Source organism: Corynebacterium sp. 045007, from assembly GCF_040743205.1.
Classification (GTDB): domain Bacteria; phylum Actinomycetota; class Actinomycetes; order Mycobacteriales; family Mycobacteriaceae; genus Corynebacterium; species Corynebacterium jeikeium_D.
The window spans coordinates 94,986-110,737 of sequence record NZ_JBFLKW010000005.1; the positions used below are offsets into that span (position 1 = coordinate 94,986).

At 61.4% G+C, this 15,752-nt stretch carries 16 protein-coding genes; 4 read left to right on the forward strand and 12 right to left on the reverse strand.

Annotated features, from left to right (window positions below; genetic code table 11):
* Window position 1 precedes the first annotated feature (1 nt).
* Window positions 2-1,528, forward strand: a complete 1,527-nt coding sequence (locus tag AB1Z34_RS04375; protein ID WP_070549776.1) for an adenylate/guanylate cyclase domain-containing protein — start codon at window positions 2-4, stop codon at window positions 1,526-1,528.
* A 49-nt stretch (window positions 1,529-1,577) separates the two neighbouring features.
* Here the strand turns inward: AB1Z34_RS04375 and AB1Z34_RS04380 are convergent, their stop codons facing one another.
* Window positions 1,578-1,781: a helix-turn-helix transcriptional regulator gene (locus tag AB1Z34_RS04380; RefSeq protein ID WP_069359064.1), complete on the reverse strand. Its 204-nt coding sequence runs from the start codon at window positions 1,779-1,781 to the stop codon at window positions 1,578-1,580.
* The gene (locus AB1Z34_RS04385; RefSeq protein WP_070429258.1) at window positions 1,782-2,372 is read right to left on the reverse strand and encodes a hypothetical protein; all 591 of its coding nucleotides are present in this window, start codon (window positions 2,370-2,372) and stop codon (window positions 1,782-1,784) included. It lies immediately after the preceding gene.
* A 208-nt stretch (window positions 2,373-2,580) separates the two neighbouring features.
* Between AB1Z34_RS04385 and AB1Z34_RS04390 the strand changes: the two genes are divergently transcribed.
* On the forward strand, window positions 2,581-3,912 hold the full coding sequence (locus AB1Z34_RS04390; RefSeq protein ID WP_367157963.1) for a DUF418 domain-containing protein: 1,332 nt from the start codon (window positions 2,581-2,583) through the stop codon (window positions 3,910-3,912).
* A gap of 12 nt (window positions 3,913-3,924) precedes the next feature.
* Here AB1Z34_RS04390 and topA read toward each other — a convergent pair whose 3' ends face one another.
* Window positions 3,925-6,885: a type I DNA topoisomerase gene (topA, locus tag AB1Z34_RS04395; protein WP_367157964.1), complete on the reverse strand. Its 2,961-nt coding sequence runs from the start codon at window positions 6,883-6,885 to the stop codon at window positions 3,925-3,927.
* 269 nt (window positions 6,886-7,154) lie between these two features.
* Here topA and AB1Z34_RS04400 point away from each other — a divergent pair, with 269 nt between their 5' ends.
* Window positions 7,155-7,304: a hypothetical protein gene (locus tag AB1Z34_RS04400; RefSeq protein WP_188015624.1), complete on the forward strand. Its 150-nt coding sequence runs from the start codon at window positions 7,155-7,157 to the stop codon at window positions 7,302-7,304.
* A gap of 253 nt (window positions 7,305-7,557) precedes the next feature.
* Here the strand turns inward: AB1Z34_RS04400 and AB1Z34_RS04405 are convergent, their stop codons facing one another.
* Window positions 7,558-7,761 carry a cold-shock protein gene (locus AB1Z34_RS04405; RefSeq protein ID WP_005511370.1) on the reverse strand — a complete coding sequence of 68 codons (204 nt, stop codon included), beginning with the start codon at window positions 7,759-7,761 and terminating at the stop codon, window positions 7,558-7,560.
* Between the two features lie 314 nt (window positions 7,762-8,075).
* Here AB1Z34_RS04405 and AB1Z34_RS04410 point away from each other — a divergent pair, with 314 nt between their 5' ends.
* On the forward strand, window positions 8,076-10,412 hold the full coding sequence (locus AB1Z34_RS04410; protein WP_367157980.1) for a DEAD/DEAH box helicase: 2,337 nt from the start codon (window positions 8,076-8,078) through the stop codon (window positions 10,410-10,412).
* On the opposite strand, the gene AB1Z34_RS04415 is transcribed toward AB1Z34_RS04410, so the two are convergent.
* From AB1Z34_RS04415 to AB1Z34_RS04450, 8 genes are all read right to left on the reverse strand, one after another.
* Window positions 10,396-10,761 (reverse strand): Rv3654c family TadE-like protein, encoded by a 366-nt coding sequence (locus tag AB1Z34_RS04415; protein ID WP_367157965.1) that lies wholly within the window; start codon window positions 10,759-10,761, stop codon window positions 10,396-10,398. The two genes, AB1Z34_RS04410 and AB1Z34_RS04415, sit on opposite strands and share 17 nt — an antisense overlap.
* Window positions 10,758-11,111: a TadE family type IV pilus minor pilin gene (locus AB1Z34_RS04420; protein WP_053092999.1), complete on the reverse strand. Its 354-nt coding sequence runs from the start codon at window positions 11,109-11,111 to the stop codon at window positions 10,758-10,760. The genes AB1Z34_RS04415 and AB1Z34_RS04420 overlap by 4 nt, the downstream gene beginning before the upstream one ends.
* Window positions 11,104-11,316: a DUF4244 domain-containing protein gene (locus AB1Z34_RS04425; protein WP_224433445.1), complete on the reverse strand. Its 213-nt coding sequence runs from the start codon at window positions 11,314-11,316 to the stop codon at window positions 11,104-11,106. The genes AB1Z34_RS04420 and AB1Z34_RS04425 overlap by 8 nt, the downstream gene beginning before the upstream one ends.
* Window positions 11,317-11,411: 95 nt before the next feature.
* Window positions 11,412-11,579, reverse strand: coding sequence for a hypothetical protein (locus AB1Z34_RS04430; protein ID WP_367157966.1), 168 nt, complete (start codon window positions 11,577-11,579; stop codon window positions 11,412-11,414).
* Window positions 11,580-11,582: 3 nt separating this feature from the next.
* Window positions 11,583-12,236 carry a type II secretion system F family protein gene (locus tag AB1Z34_RS04435; protein ID WP_367157967.1) on the reverse strand — a complete coding sequence of 218 codons (654 nt, stop codon included), beginning with the start codon at window positions 12,234-12,236 and terminating at the stop codon, window positions 11,583-11,585.
* Complete coding sequence (locus AB1Z34_RS04440) at window positions 12,233-13,123, reverse strand: type II secretion system F family protein (RefSeq protein ID WP_367157968.1); 891 nt, start codon at window positions 13,121-13,123, stop codon at window positions 12,233-12,235. Before AB1Z34_RS04440 ends, AB1Z34_RS04435 begins: the two co-directional genes overlap by 4 nt.
* A 66-nt stretch (window positions 13,124-13,189) precedes the next feature.
* On the reverse strand, window positions 13,190-14,335 hold the full coding sequence (locus AB1Z34_RS04445) for a TadA family conjugal transfer-associated ATPase (protein ID WP_070642808.1): 1,146 nt from the start codon (window positions 14,333-14,335) through the stop codon (window positions 13,190-13,192).
* Window positions 14,328-15,716 (reverse strand): hypothetical protein, encoded by a 1,389-nt coding sequence (locus tag AB1Z34_RS04450; RefSeq protein ID WP_367157969.1) that lies wholly within the window; start codon window positions 15,714-15,716, stop codon window positions 14,328-14,330. Before AB1Z34_RS04450 ends, AB1Z34_RS04445 begins: the two co-directional genes overlap by 8 nt.
* Between the last annotated feature and the right edge of the window lie 36 nt (window positions 15,717-15,752).

Genomic DNA, 15,752 nt, shown 5'->3' on the forward strand with positions numbered 1-15,752 from the left:
CATGCAACGGCTCTGGCGAAATCTGAAATGGCTAAGCGGGACAATGTGGCCTGCTTATGCCTCATTTATCTTCGTCTGCAACCTTGTCGGAGCCATGATTGTCGGCTTGTTCCTCGGCATGCTGTTGCCACTGAACCAAGAAACTCACCTGCCGCGGTTGGCCAATGGGGTCATCTATGCCCTGGCTGGTTACCTGGTTCTGGCAATTATTGCGGGAATCGGCACTACTTGGATCCTGTTCAAGCCGCTGTTGAAATGGCAGCGTCATCCAGAGCTGCACGATCCGCGGCGGGTGCGCTATCTGGTCATGCGCGTGCCTGTCTATCAGGCACTCTTGGGTACCGTCATCTGGTCTCTGGGCGTGATTGTCTTCAGTGGAGTCGCGTTCGCCTATGACAGCAAGATTGGCCTGATGGTGCTGCTCACCTCGGTGCTCGGTGGCGCCATGGTGGCACTGTTGACCTATCTAATCGCGGAGCGCATGGTGCGTCCGGTTGCTGTGGAGGCGCTGGCGCGTAGGGCCCCGGATTCCTCGCTGGAGCCACCGATTGGCCACCGCCTGCGCCAGACGTGGGTGTTGACCAGCGGTGTTCCAGTGGTAGCAATCCTGCTTGTGCTGATAGGTCAGCGCCGTGGTCTATTCACAGATGACGCGGCAGATTTGCTGCCCACCATCACCGCGCTGGCAATTCTGGCTCTGATTACCGGCTATTTCGGCACGATGTTGGCCACTATGTCCATCGTCGACCCGATTCGTGATCTCACGGGCGCGATTAACAAGGTCCGCCAGGGCCAGGTGGATACGCGCGTGCCTATTTACGACGGCTCCGAGATGGGCGTCCTCCAGGCGGGTTTCAATGAAATGATGCGTGGCCTGCAGGAGCGTCAGCGGGTCCGTGACCTCTTCGGCCGCTATGTCGGGTCTGAGGTCGCCCGTAAGGCTCTGGAAGAAAAGCCGACTTTGGGCGGCGAGAATCGCCTAGTCGCGGTGCTGTTTGTGGACGTGATTGGTTCGACCAACTTCGCGGAGAAGAACTCACCAGAAGTCGTTGTCCGTGAGCTCAATGCCTTCTTCGACCACGTTGTTGACTGTGTGCACCGCAATAAGGGCATTATCAACAAGTTCCAGGGTGACGCGGCTCTGGCTGTCTTCGGCGCTCCCCTGCCCCTCGATGACACTGCTGGGCACGCCCTCACAGCCGCCCGTGAACTGCGCGAGGAACTGCTCGACCTCCAGCTCACCGCGGGTATTGGCGTCTCCGCCGGGCACGTTGTCGCCGGCCACATCGGTGCCCGCGACCGCTTTGAGTACACGGTCATTGGTGACGCGGTTAACCAGGCTGCCCGTCTGACCGAGCTGGCCAAGGACACCCCGGGCCGCGTGCTCGCCACGGCTTCTACTATTCGCCTGGCTAACGAGGACGAGCAGGCTCGCTGGACCACCCTGAAGTCTGTGGAGCTGCGTGGCCGTACGCACATGACGCAGCTTGCACGCCCGGTGCGCCCGACGCTTGCCGACGAAGCCTAGTGCTCGTTGGGCGCCCAGTACCCCTAGACTCCTCAGACGGCGAGCACACTTACTCCACCGAGAATAAATCTCCTGGCTGGCAGTCCAAAGCTTCGCACAACATACTGAGCGTCGTGAATCGCACGGCCTTCGCCCTGTTGTTTTTCAGCACTGAGAGGTTGACCGGAGTGACCCCGACCTGTTCGGAAAGGGCTGCCAACGTCATTCCGCGGCTTTCAAGCAGCTCATCTAAGTGGCACACAACCTTCGCCATTTAAATGAGTCCTTCCTGGTCTTCCTGCATTCGCGCAGCTCGGAACAACATAACTCCGAGAGTGGAGATGACTATCATAAGGACAAACCATATTCCCAGGTGCTCATTGAAATCGGCATGATCACGCTGGTACCACGTGCTCAGATTCAGGCTACTTGCGACCCAGTTTTCGCCCATATGCTGCAGGAAACTACTTGCCGGATACATCGCTACCAGCCAGGAGATAGCCATAACTCGTCGCGCAGTCTTAACTGTAAAAAACTCGCCTTTCAGGTACGAGAGTGAGAACAACACGCAGAGCACGGCAATCGCGGCGACGATAGCGCATCGAACAACAGTCGCAGCAATAAACAAGGAGAGGACTCCACCACTCATAACCTCGATAGGAACCCCTTTGTCACTTCCCAGCACTTCGGGCAAAAGCAGGGTCAGATCACTGGGGAACTGCTGATGAAGAACCGGATGGCGGAGCTGGAGCAAAATGTAAGCCAGTGCAAACACTCCGGCAAAAAGGCTCACGATTACATCCCGGCGCTCCTTAGTTTGATTGACATACGGGTCATTTGGCTTCTTGGTCTGTGGAGATACCATAGCTAACTTCCTTACTGCACCGTAATTGGCGCGGTTAGTGAGATTATTCTGTGGGCAGACTGGGTCCGCCACCCAACACCAACACATCGTTATTCGATGTATCGATTTTCGATACTATATCGTTTTTCGATATACCGCAAGACCCCTGCAACAATCGCTGTCCACCGCGAACCTGCGCACCCTCCCGCCAATCCTTTACGTTGGAGGAATGACTGACAACCGACCCAGTTCTAACACCGACCCCAGACCCCGCATGCTCGTCCCCGATGCTGCGCGCGGATTCGCCCTCCTTGGCATCGCGATCGCGAACATTGCCACTGCCTGGTTGGTTGCAGATCCAGAACTGCCCGCAGCATTCTTCGGCGGCGTCATAAACGACAGCATCGCCGACAAGGCCACCGTGCTGTTTACCGCCGTGACCGCACACAATCGCGGGTTGCCGATGTTCGCAACGCTGCTCGGCTTCGGTGTGGGACTCATCGTCCGCAGTTTGGCCAGGAGGAACTTTCCACGGTCGCGGGCGCGGGTGGTCGTCGTAAAGCGTTATGCGTTCCTGGGGCTGTTCGGCGTTGCGCACATGCTGTTTCTGTTCTTTGGCGACATCATATTTCTCTATGGCATCTGCGGCATCATCCTCGGGCTACTTATGGGCCTCAGCAACAAGGTGCTGACGATTCTCGCGTGGATTGCGCTGACGATCAACGCTGCACTGAGCCTGCTGTTTTTGGGATTCGTAATTGCGATGCCCGACGCCGAGTTCGTCGGCTCCGACATGAGCCAGTTCGTCAACGGCGGTGCGATTGAAACAAGTTACCTGGATATGCTCGCCGCGAATCTGCAGGTCCTGACAATGAGCATCACTACCCTGCCGCTGCAGCTGTTCCTCTACCTGCCGGTGATGATGATTGGCTTCGTGTGGGCTCGCAAGGGCGTGCTTGACGACGTTGACGCGCACCGCCCCCTGCTTATTCGGTGGCTCGTGGTGGCTGTGGTCGTGGCTTTCGGTATCGGCATCCCTATGGGGTTGGCAGCGATTGGTGTTCTTCCAGCCGGACAGCACATGGCCTTCTTGGCCATCAATAGCTTTGCTGGAGTCTTCACCGGCCCGGGAATTCTGGCCGGTTTGGCGCTGGCGCTGCAGCCGCTCCAGCGACGTCTGAACGCGGGCGCGGCTGTGCCTGGCTGGTTGGTGCCGATTGTGGCGCTCGGCAAGCGTTCGATGACGGGCTACCTGATGCAGTCGGTGATCTTCTTTGCGCTGGTGTACCCGTTTACTCTGAACATCCCGCGCGATATGGGTGCATTTGTGCAAACACTCATCGCTGTTGGTGTCTGGCTGGTGACGTTGTTGGCCGCGTGGGCGATGGAGCGTCGCGGCATGCAGGGGCCGTTCGAGAAAGTGCATCGCCGGCTGTCGTACGGGCCGACGATGCGAGCGGAGTTGGCCGGGGTCGGTGGCCCCAAGCCGGCTCCGCAGGGTGCGCCGGGTGCGGCGGGTGCGGCGGGCACGCCAGGTGTGGCGGACGCGGCGGGCGCTTAAGACCTACTTGCCCTACTTGCCCCGGCGGGTCGCCTTCACCACTCGCTTGGTGGTGCGCTTGACCGCCTTCCTGGTGGTCTTCTTCGCAGCCTTCTTCGTGGTCTTGCGAGTCGACTTCTTCGCCGCCTTCTTTGTGCCACCATCGGCGGCTTCCTTCGCACGACGCTCAGACAGCAGTTCGCAGGCGCGGGCATCGGTCAGTGTCTCAGGTGTATCACCCTTGCGCAGCGAGGCATTGGTAACGCCATCGGTGACGTAGGGCCCAAAGCGGCCATCCTTCACCGACATCGGGCGACCGGAGACATCGTTGTCACCCAACTGCTTCAGCGGTGGCTTCGCAGCAGCGCGACCGCGTCGCTTCGGCTCAGCGTAGATACGACGCGCCTCGTCCAAAGCCACGGTGAAGATCTGCTCTTCGTTGGCCAGTGAACGCGAGTCCGTGCCCTTCTTCAGGTACGGACCGTAACGGCCATTCTGAGCAGTAATAACCTCGTTATCGACCGGATCGACACCGACCTCGCGCGGCAGGCTCATCAGCTTCAGAGCCTCTTCCAGCGTCACGGTCGACGGTTCCATGGAGGAAAACAGCGAGGCCGTCTTCGGCTTCAGAGTTTCCTCGATGATTTCCGCGGTGCGCTTTTCCTTCTGCTTGGCGGCGGTCTTGGTTTCCCAGTTCTTCTTCCGCTTGCCCTCGGCAGCGCGCTGAGCGTCCTCTTCGGCGCGCTCAGCTGCGATGATCTCCTCAGCCTTGGCTACGACACTCTCGCGTTCTTCATCGGTGACCAGCTCGGTGACGTAGGGACCGTAGCGGCCATCGCGAGCAACAATCATGCGACCATTAGCCGGGTTAATGCCCAGTTCACGACCGCCCTGCGGCATGGCCAGCAGCTTCTCAGCGGCAGCCAGATCCAGCTCGTCCGGAGTCATGGCCTCCGGGATGTTGGCACGCTGCACCTCGTCGGCACCGTTTTCACCGGCACCCGGGCGCGTACGCTCCAGGTACGGCCCATAGCGGCCAACGCGAACGATGATCGGGTTGCCCTCGGCATCGTCGAAAAGGTGGAGCGAATTGACCTTCCGAGCATCAATCGATTCCAAGTTCACATCGATGATGTTCTTCAGACCACCGTGGGTCGCAATAGCGTCGGCTCCCTTGTGGCGGTGATCCTTGTCATCGCCGAAGTAGAAACCGGTCAGCCAGGTCGTGCGATCCTTATTGCCCGCAGCAATGCCGTCGAGCTCATCCTCCAGCTCGGAGGTGAAGTCGTAGTTGACCAAATCGGAGAACGCTTCCTCCATCAGCCCCACCACGGCAAAGGCCACCCACGAGGGCACCAGAGCGTTACCGCGGGAGTAGACGTAGCCGCGATCCTGAATGGTCTTGATAATCGACGCGTAGGTCGACGGACGACCAATTCCCAGATCCTCCATCTTCTTCACCAAGCTGGCCTCGGTGAAGCGCGCAGGCGGGTTGGTGGAGTGGCTGTCGGCACTGAAGTCCGTGGCCGTCAGGCCCTGGCCTTCCGTCAACTGTGGCAGACGCTTCTCGGCGTTGTCGGCGACCTTGCGGCCGTCGGAAAGCGCGGAGACCTCGACGTATGCCTTGAGGAAGCCCGGGAAGCGAATCGTGCGTCCGGTGGAGGCGAACTCGACGGCGTGTGTGTCGGTAGCACCGGCGATGGTGACCTTCATGGACGTGCCGCGTGCGTCGGCCATCTGCGAGGCGACGGTGCGCTGCCAGATTAGTTCGTAGAGTTTGAATTCCTCGGCATCCAGCGATCCCGCCAGCTGCCCCGGCGTTGCGAATGTCTCGCCAGCCGGACGAATTGCCTCGTGCGCTTCCTGCGAGTTCTTCACCTTGCGCGAGTACTGGCGCGGCGCATCGGCGACGTACTCCGAGCCGTAGAGCTCCAGCGCCTGCTTACGCGCGGCGTCGATACCGGCCTTGGACAGCGTCGTAGAGTCGGTACGCATGTAGGTAATGTGACCGTTTTCGTACAGGCGCTGCGCCACACGCATCGTGCGCTCAGAGGTGTAATGCAGCTTGCGGCCCGCCTCCTGCTGCAGCGTAGAAGTCATGAACGGCGGGTACGGGCGGCGCGTGTACGGCTTCTCCTCCACCGACGCGACCTTGAGCTCAGAGCCCACGAGGTCCGCCGCCAGGGTTTCGGCGAGCTGCTTATCGACGACCCGGATGCCATCGGACTTCTTCAGCTGGCCACGGTCATCGAAGTCTCGGCCCTGCGCTACGCGCTGACCATCAACGCTGGTCAGGGTTGCGACGAACTCCTTCGGCTGGTTGGCGTCAGCAGAAGCTGAGCCGGTGTCCAAAGTTGCGGCGACATCCCAGTACTCGGCGGAGATAAACGCCATGCGTTCTCGCTCACGCTCGACGATGACGCGCGTTGCCACCGACTGCACACGGCCTGCCGACAGGCGCGGCATGACCTTCTTCCACAGCACCGGGGAGACCTCGTAGCCGTAGAGACGGTCGAGGATACGGCGACCCTCTTGGGCGTCGACCAGGTTCTGGTCCAGCTCACGGGTGTTGGCGGCGGCCTCTAAGATGGCCTGCTTGGTGATCTCATGGAACACCATGCGACGCACCGGCACCTTGGGCTTCAGAACCTCCAGCAAGTGCCAGGCAATGGCCTCGCCCTCACGGTCGGGGTCAGTTGCGAGATAGAGCTCGTCGACTTCCTTGAGCTTGGCCTTCAGGTCGGCGACTTTCTTCTTCTTATCAGCGCTGACGACATACAACGGAGCGAATCCGTTGTCGACATTCACGCCCAGACGAGCCCAGGGCTCCTTCTTGTAACGAGCCGGAACGTCGGCTGCGCCACGGGGCAAGTCGCGAATGTGGCCCACCGACGCCTCCACGATGTAATCATCGCCGAGATACGGCTGAATCTTGCGAGCTTTCGTCGCCGACTCGACAATTACAAGGCGCTTGAGGCCGTCTGAATTCGCCATAGAAGTTTTTCTATCCTGCAACGTTGAATGTTTTTGACTGTTTAGGTTCTGGTTTTCGTTTAAATCTTGGGGTTCTTGGCCGGACTCTGGCTGGGCTTCAGCTGTGAGAAGCCCGCAATCGGTTCCACCGGTTCCGATCAGTGCAAATCAGTTCCCGGCCGCGTTCTCCCCGGAAGATTATCTGGAAAGAATATGAAGAATATAAGGAATACCGTACACACAATCTAGTTTGTCGCGTGGATTCCTCAAGTATCGGGCGGATTTTGGGTGTGACTGAAGGGGCTGCTGTGGGGGATCCCCGGTGGCCGGCAGTTGCAGACCCGACGGCTGCTGTGCGGCTGGCCATGATCATCCCCGTGGCTGTCAGTGGCTGGCCACGACAGGCCGCAGCGGGCGCAGCCGCCGCAGCGGCCGCGTGATCGCGGGCTGCAAATGTGAAACTGTATGAGTTTATGACACTTTCAAGCCATTTTTCGGGCCATTTTTGTCATAAACGCAGTCAGTAACTCGGATTGACCCGCTGCCACCAGAAATACAAAAATCCCACGCAGAAATCACTTTCCACGTGGGAGAATCAAGGCTCACCCCATGAACACAACATGGACCTTGAAAAGCCAAAAATTCCGCGCGCCAAACCAGACAATAACCCAGTTCAACCCGGAAACGGTTGACTTACAGAGGCTTCACGTCCAGAGCCTGCGGACCCTTCTGGCCCTCACCAATCTCAAACTCGACTGCCTGGTTCTCTTCCAGCGTCTTGAAACCAGTGCCCTGGATCTCGGAGTAGTGAACGAACACGTCGTTGCCACCGTCAGCTGGGGCGATAAACCCGAAGCCCTTCTCCGAGTTGAACCACTTCACAGTACCCTGTGCCATTACAAAACTTCCCAACTTCAGGATTCGATAAAACAAGTATTCGCCACGCACATCCGGCCACACACGATGGGGTAAACACGGCCAGAACACCCTTTCGCCTCGTGCGGGTTTTTCAGGGTGCCCTTTGGCGGGCGATACACTCAAAAAGTCTGCCACGTTTGGGGCGCGAGCGCCGATTAGGAACAGCTTCTTGCCACCCCCGTAAACCCGTGTTTGGAGTCCGGAGAAACTGGGGTGTCGAATAGCGAGAATGTGGCTGATAGGAAGCGTCGTCAAGCATATGAAGTGCGCGTTTACAGGAAAGGGTGGTGTCGGTGGAATCGTTTGGGCGGGAGCTGCTGGGGCCGGTTATTCGTGCGCATCCGCGGGCGACGGTGACGCACATTGCGGATCTTCCTGCACGCGCTGGCGTGACTGCGCCTTGGCCTGAGTGGGTGCCAAGTTGGCTAAGAGAAGTGCTGGTAGATCGCGGAATTGAGAACCTGTGGACTCATCAGGCGACAACCGCGAACCTCGCCCGCGAGGGCGTGCACTGCGTCGTCGCGACGGGCACGGCGTCGGGTAAATCGCTCGGCTACCTGCTGCCCGTGCTCACAGAACTGTCCGCCACCCCCGCGGCCACCGCGCTGTACCTCTCTCCGACCAAGGCGCTGGGCGCCGATCAGCTGGACACTGCACGCGCGATGGCGCCGGTGTCGCTGAGCTCGCTGATTTCGCTTTACGACGGCGACACCCCACAAGACGCCCGGCGCGCCATCCGCGACCATGCCCGCTGGGTGTTTACCAACCCCGATATGCTGCATGTTTCGGTGCTCGGCAACCATGTTCGGTGGGCGCGGATGCTGCGCAACCTGCGCTATATCGTCGTCGACGAATGCCATGCCTATCGAGGCGTGTTCGGCGCCAACGTCTCTCAGATTTTGCGTCGCCTCCTGCGGCTATCCCGCGAGTACGGTGCCTCGCCGACCGTGATTTTTGCCTCTGCGACGACCAACGACCCCGCTGACCAGGCTCGTCGCCTCATCGGCGAGCCTGTCGAGGCCATCACCGAAGACGGCGCCCCGGTCGGCGAGCGAACGATCGCCCTGTGGGAACCCGGCCTGCTCCCCGACCTCCAAGGCGAGAACGGCGCACCCGTGCGCCGCCCCGCCCCGACCGAGGCCGCGGATATCATGGCCGACCTGCTTGTCGAGGGCGCCCGCACCCTGACCTTCACCCGTTCGCGGAGCAGTGCCGAGAAGGTAGCGCTCGGCGTGCGCGAGCGCCTGGAGAAGCGCCACCGCAGCGATATCGCCGAGCGCATCGAGTCTTACCGCGCCGGCTACCTGGCCGAAGAACGCCGCGACATCGAGCGCATGCTCGATGACGGCACTCTGCTAGGTGTGGCCACCACCAATGCACTGGAGCTGGGCATTGACGTCGGTGGCCTCGACGCGGTGGTGCAGGCCGGTTTCCCGGGCACGGTCGCTTCTTTCTGGCAGCAGGCCGGCCGCGCGGGCCGTCGTGGCCAGGGAGCGCTGGTGGTGTTGGTGGCTCGTGATGACCCCATGGACACGTACTTGGTCCACAACCCGTCCGCACTGCTGGGCAGGCCGGTGGAGAAGACCGTCTTCGATCCCCGCAACCCACATGTGGTGTGGTCACACCTCTACTGCGCGGCTGTGGAGAAACCCGTAACCACCAGTCAGCTTCAAGCGTGGGGAACCCTACCCGTAGCCGAAGACATGGTGGCCGCGGGATGGTTGCGCAAGCGCACCTGGGAAGGACAAGAACCCGTCTACTACCCAACCGACCGCGATGAAGGGCCGCGTATCGCCACTGCTCACGATGCCGTGAACGTCCGTGGCGGCGATGGCCAGGAAGTAGCTATCGTCGACCAGACCGATGGTCGACTGCTTGGCACCATCGATCTTGGCCGTGCGATGCAGCAGGTCCACGACGGTGCCGTCTACTTGCACCGCGGTGAGTCCTACCTTGTCGACCAGCTGGACTTCGACAGCCTCGTCGCCCTGGTCCACCCCGAGCAGCCGCGCTATTCCACCAGCTCGCGCATGGACACCACCATCCGCATTCTGGACGTTGACGATATGTGCCACTACCAGGGCCTACAGGTCGCCTCCTGCCAGGTCGAGGTCTTTCACCAGGTCACCTCCTATCTTCGTCGCCTGGATACCGGCGAGATTCTCGACAGTGTTGAACTTGACTACCCTCCGCAACGTTTGGTCACGCGCGCCGTGGCCTACACAATGCCCGAGTCCACCCTGCGCTCCTGGGGCGTGGGCTCCGACATCGCGCCGGGGGCTCTTCACGCAGCCGAGCACGCGGCTATCGGCATGCTGCCACTGATTGCCACCTGCGACCGCTGGGACATCGGCGGTGTTTCCACGGTCATGCACGCCGATACCCAGCAGCCCACCGTTTTTGTGTACGACGGGCACCCTGGTGGTGCGGGGTTTGCCGACCGTGGCTACGAGGCCTTCGCTCAGTGGATTCGCGCAACCCGCGATGCCGTCGCCGCCTGCGAGTGCGAATCCGGCTGCCCATCGTGCATCCAGTCGCCCAAGTGCGGCAATGGCAACGATCCGCTGGACAAGGCCGGCGCAATCAAGGTGCTCAGTGGGGTGTCGCGCGCGCTTAACGACGGCCAGTAGCAGCATCCTCCACCGCTACCGGCCCTGCTCTGGACGTGGCTTTTCTCTCCTTTCGTTGGACGCTGACCTGCACGTCCTCCCCATCAATCTCGCAGGCCACAAGGCGTGCGTGGTTAGCTTTTGCGATTGACCCCGCAGCTTTGCAGGCGTCGTCGCTCTCTTGCGCAGCCACGGCGCCGGCCACCGCGGCCAGATCCGCTGCTACCGCTGCCTGCCGCGCCTGCACCACCCTCACCCCGGCCGTAACTCCGACCAAAGTCAGAACGACGAAAGCGGCGATGAACAGTGCGGCTGCGACCGTGGTGGAACCTTCTTCTTCGCGGAGAAGGCGGGCTGTCACGTTTCTCATGACGATGCCGCTCTTTCCCGCAGTGCGACCGCGCGTGCTTCCAGCGAAAATGGCCCCGCTGAGCGCCGAATGGTCACGCGCACGGTACCGGAGGTTTCCGATATCGCGACCTGCCCATCCGCGTCTGCGCGAAGCTCGGCTACTGTCTCCGCATCGCCCCGCGCCTCAGCCCGTGCGATGGCTCCGGCTGCGTCGGTAAGCCCTAGGTACATTGCGATGGTGACCAGCCCGGACAGAGCTGTGACCATGACCGTGACCAGTGCCGCGAGACCGAAAGCGGTTTCTACCGTGGTTTGGCCTTCGTCGCCGACGCACAGGCGATGAAGCGTAGAGCGGATGCGGCTAGACATCGGTGTTGAGCGCCCTTTCGATGATGTCGGTGAGCGCCTGGGTGATATCGCCGCCGGTCACGACGGTGTAGAGCAGGGCTCCGAAAGCGGCGGCCGCAATAGTTCCGAGAGCATATTCCACGGTTGACATGCCGTTTTCCTCAGTTGCCAGAGCGTGCAGACGCTTGTGCAAATACGAGCGCAGCTGGGACTGCGCAGCGGTCAGCGGATCGGTTGAAGAGTTGGTTGGAAGGTTGGTCGGATGGTTGGAGTTTTGAGTGGTCATGAGTGTCTCCCCCTGTGTGGATGTCGAGTGACAGGTCAGTTGTGAGGTGCGATGTGCATTGACGCGCGTTGATGCGGGTTGATGCGGGTTGGATTGCGGCGCGGCAGGCGGACCACGCGCACAACCGAAGTCACAGCTGAGAGCGCAACCAGCACTGCATCCGGCGCGTGCCAGCGCGCGGGGCTTGGCGCAGAAGTGTCCACGCTTCATGACGGCATCAGTCCTGCAAACATTTCGTCGGCAAGCCCAGCGATGGTGGGCACCAAACCCAGCACCACAAACGCGGGTAGAAAGCACAACGCCAGCGGCCCGGCAATGAGGACACCAGCCTTTTCGGCGACGGCTTGCGCCGCATCGTGCGCTTGACTGCGGTACATGGCAGCGGTGTCCTCCAACGCCTGCGCCAGAACGGTGCCGGATTCGCTTGCGCGGCGCCCAGCCGTCGCCAGAGGCACGAGCGCGGGTGTGGCAGCAAGGCTGTCCCAAGCTGAGTGCGCGCCCACGGACAACCTGGCGGAGCACTGTCGAAGTGGCTCGGCCAGCTCAGGGTTTGCACCATCGGCAGCTGCTGCCATGGCCTGCGACAACGGCATACCGGAGCTCAAACAAGCGCCAATGATGTCCAGGGCCGCTGCGGCATCGAGCAGCACAGCCGAGCTGATGCGCTCACCGCCAATGACAGTTCGCACACGTTCCCGCACCTGTGCGACAATCTGCGCCACCCGATTGGTCACCTGTCGGCGTACGCCTCCTCGCACACGAGCATCCGACTCGGCTACCAATTCGGGCAGTCGGCTGCGGACGGGATTGAACGTCGGCAAGCAGAGGTAGACGGCGATGAGAAGTGCGGCGGCGATCACTGTCCGGCCTCCGCGCGATCGATGATGGCAACCGCCCATTCGATGCCCGCGCACACCAGCCCGACACCGATGACCAGCACAATTCCTCCGATGCCGCGACTGAGGAACTCGAATGGGGAAGCCCCGAACGCTTGCCCCATGACCAAACCGAACACCGGCAGTGAAGCCAAGATGGCGATCGTCATGCGCGGTCCCGCCAGCGCAGCAGACGTCTGTGAGCGATGCGCCTGACGAGCCTGCAAATCACCCCGCGCGCAGTCCAGCAACCCAGCCAAACTCAGACCGTGCTGCTGCGCCACCGTCCACATACGCCCAATCCGGCGCAGTTGCTCCGAAGACTCTTCGCTCTCCCACGGGTCGGCGAAGTTCGCGCGATGCGCCGCGTGCGCGAGATGGTCAGCCAACACAGTCTCATCCCCTGACCTGCGCAATTCCGCCGCTGCCGCGTTGAGTGCTCTTGATGCCGCCGCTCCTGCGCGCAGCCGCGCGGTCAAAGTTTCCAGCGCTACCGCAGCGCTGTCCGCTTCCCGACGTCCACAGCGCCTCTCCCTCACAGCGCGCACTACTGCCCCTGCGGTACGGCCCAGCAACAGCCCGGCTACAACGCCTGGAATCCCGGCGAGCCACAGCAACACGAGCGCCGGGCCTGCAGCGATGAGGATTGATAGCCCTGCAGTTCGATTCGCACTGCCAGTGCTTGCTGCACGCGACCCCGTGGAACCAGCACCAAGTCCAACCATGCGCTGCAACCACTTCAGCCCGCCGGACACCTCGCGGGCACGGCCTGCCAGTGCTCGCGAGCGCACCGCCGCCGAGCTGTCCGGCCAGATAGCGACTGCTGCAGCCGCTCCCCCAATGAGCATCGCCACGCTAAACCCTTCCCCCATAGCTGTTAATCTCCCCGTCTAATCCCCTGACTTTTCCTCTAGTCATTCCATCGGGTATTCCACCGGTTATTCCCCGCCGACCAGCAACTTCTGCAACGCTTCCCACCCCGGCCCAGGCCCATCCCGAGCAGTCCAGACCTCCACCACCTCCGGTGGGTTACCGCGTAGCAGCCCGATCTGTGCCAGCCTGCGAACATCAGCGCGTTCGACCACCAACACCACCTGCACCGCCGAGACCAACTGCGCATGCAGCCCGGCGCGACCAAGGCCACCGATCAGCCCCAGGGCCTCAAAGCGCGCGACGACATCCCCGATGCGGTTGGCGTGAATTGTCCCCGCCCCACCGCGATGCCCCGTATTCAACGCTGCCAGCAGATCCACCACTTCGGCGCCGCGAATCTCACCGACGACAATGCGATCGGGACGCATGCGCAACGCCTGCTTCAGCAACTCCTGCTGTCCAATCGCACCGGCGCCCTCCAGGTTGGCGGCCCTGGTCACCAGCTTCACCACATGCGGATGCTGAGGCTGCAGCTCCGGAGTGTCCTCGATACACACAATGCGCTGGTCAGGATTAACTTCTGAGAGCATCGCCGCCAATAGCGTGGTCTTTCCCGCACCCGTGCCTCCGGCAACAATAAATGACAGCTGTCCCGCCACAATTCCCCGGAGCACCGGCAGAATCTCCGGCGGAAATAGCCCGACATCGCATAGCTCCGCAAGTCCGCGACGAGCCGGACGCAACACCCGCAGGCTAATCTGAGTGCCGGTCGCCGACGGTGGTGAAAGCACCGCATGAACTCGCACACCACAGCCGCCGACACCACCAGGAATATGGCCGTCGGCCCAGGGTTGCGCGTCGTCAAGCCTTCGTCCACACCGCGACGCGAGCCGCACCGCATACGCGCGCACCTCACCCTCGTCCGCGAAGGAAATCTCGGCGCGCTCCAGTCCGTTGCCGGCGTCGACCCAGACCTCGCCCGGCGCGGTGACCAGCACATCGCTGACACCCGGGCGTCGCAACAGCGCATCGAGCACACCCGCGCCCACCGTTTCCTCGCGAATCGTGCGCAGAATCTCCAGCACCTTCACATCGGAGACAACCCCCGAGGTCTCTGCGCGAATTATGTCGGCGACCTCGCTATGCGATGCCACCCCAGGCCGCTCCGCAAGCGCCGTCCGCACCGCCGCCAACAGCCTGACGTCATCCATCGCCACCACCGCCGACAAGGGCAAACATCGCTTCCAATCCCCGCGTCAGCTTGCCGACGGTTCCAGCGAGCCCGCCCACATCTATCTCGTGAGCTACCTTCTTGCAGTACTCAATCTCACCAACAATGGGCAGGTCGAGAGCGTATTCCACCTCTTCGACACTGATATCGCGGTGCTGCTGGTACCTCACTGCAAGATTTGGGGTGAACCCCGCCTGTGCACAGATGCTCGCCAAGGGGCCAGCGGCTGCGATAGCTCGAACGGAGGTGGGCAGGACTATGACGGTGTCATCGGCAAGTGCGCCGAGAGTGGTGACGTACTCCACCTGCTTCGGGCAGTCCACGATGACCGTAATTCCGGCATGAATAAGGCAACTAATGGTGCTGGCAATGTGCCGGACATCGTCGGGCCTGTCGGTTCTGTCGGCGCTGTCGAATTTGTTGTTCGCAGAGGCGTGGTTGTAAGTCGTCTCGGGCGTGCGACTGCGAGTCCACGTCAACACTTTCAGAGCGGGTGATCGCGGGCAGGATGGCAGTGCTTCGTAGAGTGCCGCCCCGTCGAGACGACCATCAGCAGCCGAGAAGTCCTGCCACCTCAGTCCCGGTTCCGTTTCCATCCCGAGCACCAGATCAATGCCTCCTGCCAGTGCGTCCGAGTCCACCAAACAGATGGGCCTTTCACGGGAAAGAACCAATGCACTTGCTGCCGCCGCGATGGAAGCACCGGCACCGCCGACCGCAGGAACCAACATCAGGCACGTTGCCGTGGCATCGGTTGTAGTTGCCGGCACGTTCGGTACGGGTTCTGTACCTGGCGCTGTAATCACGTCGGTGCTTGCAGGTAACGCTGGGTTCTGATGGTGGTTCAGGAGGCTCGAGCTGTTTTGGTGATCGGTGGGATTCGGAGCATCCGGGCGTACGTCGCCACGGCCGAGCAGCTCGACAATATCGACGTTATCCGCGGGCAAACTAGCACTGTAAACAGGAGCTAAAACCTTCGCTACCTGCGCATCTTCCTCCTCAGTATCACTGCGGACCAGGAAGATTGCTCCCTCACTATGAGGCCGTCCGGCTAATCTTCGGGCTGCCGGTGCATCGACGAACACCGCTGGTGCCCGACGCCACAGGGCCGATGAAACTCCCGCTCCTGTCGATACTGACGATGGGGCTAACGCTGTGGCTGATGCTGGCGGCGAAGCAAATGTTTGTGCGGCCACTGGCGCTGCAGCCACAGGTGGCACGGTCTCCTGCACACAGTCACGACCGGTAGCAGCGACTATGAGCGCAACCTCTTCACGCAGCGCCTCATCATCGACGGCGTTGACTACTGGATTTGTTGGAGCCTCAGTTCGATGAGCCATGGACAGTTTCTTGATTGCCATGGCCATAGCGTGCACTACAGGGCGGATTCAATGATG

What these genes read in the sequence shown, in the direction of transcription:
- AB1Z34_RS04420 (WP_053092999.1), bottom strand. Translation starts at nt 11,111, where the DNA reads ATGTCTAGCCGCATCCGCTCTACGCTTCATCGCCTGTGCGTCGGCGAC.
- topA (WP_367157964.1), bottom strand. Translation starts at nt 6,885, where the DNA reads ATGGCGAATTCAGACGGCCTCAAGCGCCTTGTAATTGTCGAGTCGGCG.
- AB1Z34_RS04440 (WP_367157968.1), bottom strand. Translation starts at nt 13,123, where the DNA reads ATGGGGGAAGGGTTTAGCGTGGCGATGCTCATTGGGGGAGCGGCTGCA.
- AB1Z34_RS04385 (WP_070429258.1), bottom strand. Translation starts at nt 2,372, where the DNA reads ATGGTATCTCCACAGACCAAGAAGCCAAATGACCCGTATGTCAATCAA.
- AB1Z34_RS04415 (WP_367157965.1), bottom strand. Translation starts at nt 10,761, where the DNA reads ATGAGAAACGTGACAGCCCGCCTTCTCCGCGAAGAAGAAGGTTCCACC.
- AB1Z34_RS04405 (WP_005511370.1), bottom strand. Translation starts at nt 7,761, where the DNA reads ATGGCACAGGGTACTGTGAAGTGGTTCAACTCGGAGAAGGGCTTCGGG.
- AB1Z34_RS04445 (WP_070642808.1), bottom strand. Translation starts at nt 14,335, where the DNA reads ATGGATGACGTCAGGCTGTTGGCGGCGGTGCGGACGGCGCTTGCGGAG.
- AB1Z34_RS04375 (WP_070549776.1), top strand. Translation starts at nt 2, where the DNA reads ATGCAACGGCTCTGGCGAAATCTGAAATGGCTAAGCGGGACAATGTGG.
- AB1Z34_RS04390 (WP_367157963.1), top strand. Translation starts at nt 2,581, where the DNA reads ATGACTGACAACCGACCCAGTTCTAACACCGACCCCAGACCCCGCATG.
- AB1Z34_RS04450 (WP_367157969.1), bottom strand. Translation starts at nt 15,716, where the DNA reads ATGGCAATCAAGAAACTGTCCATGGCTCATCGAACTGAGGCTCCAACA.
- AB1Z34_RS04380 (WP_069359064.1), bottom strand. Translation starts at nt 1,781, where the DNA reads ATGGCGAAGGTTGTGTGCCACTTAGATGAGCTGCTTGAAAGCCGCGGA.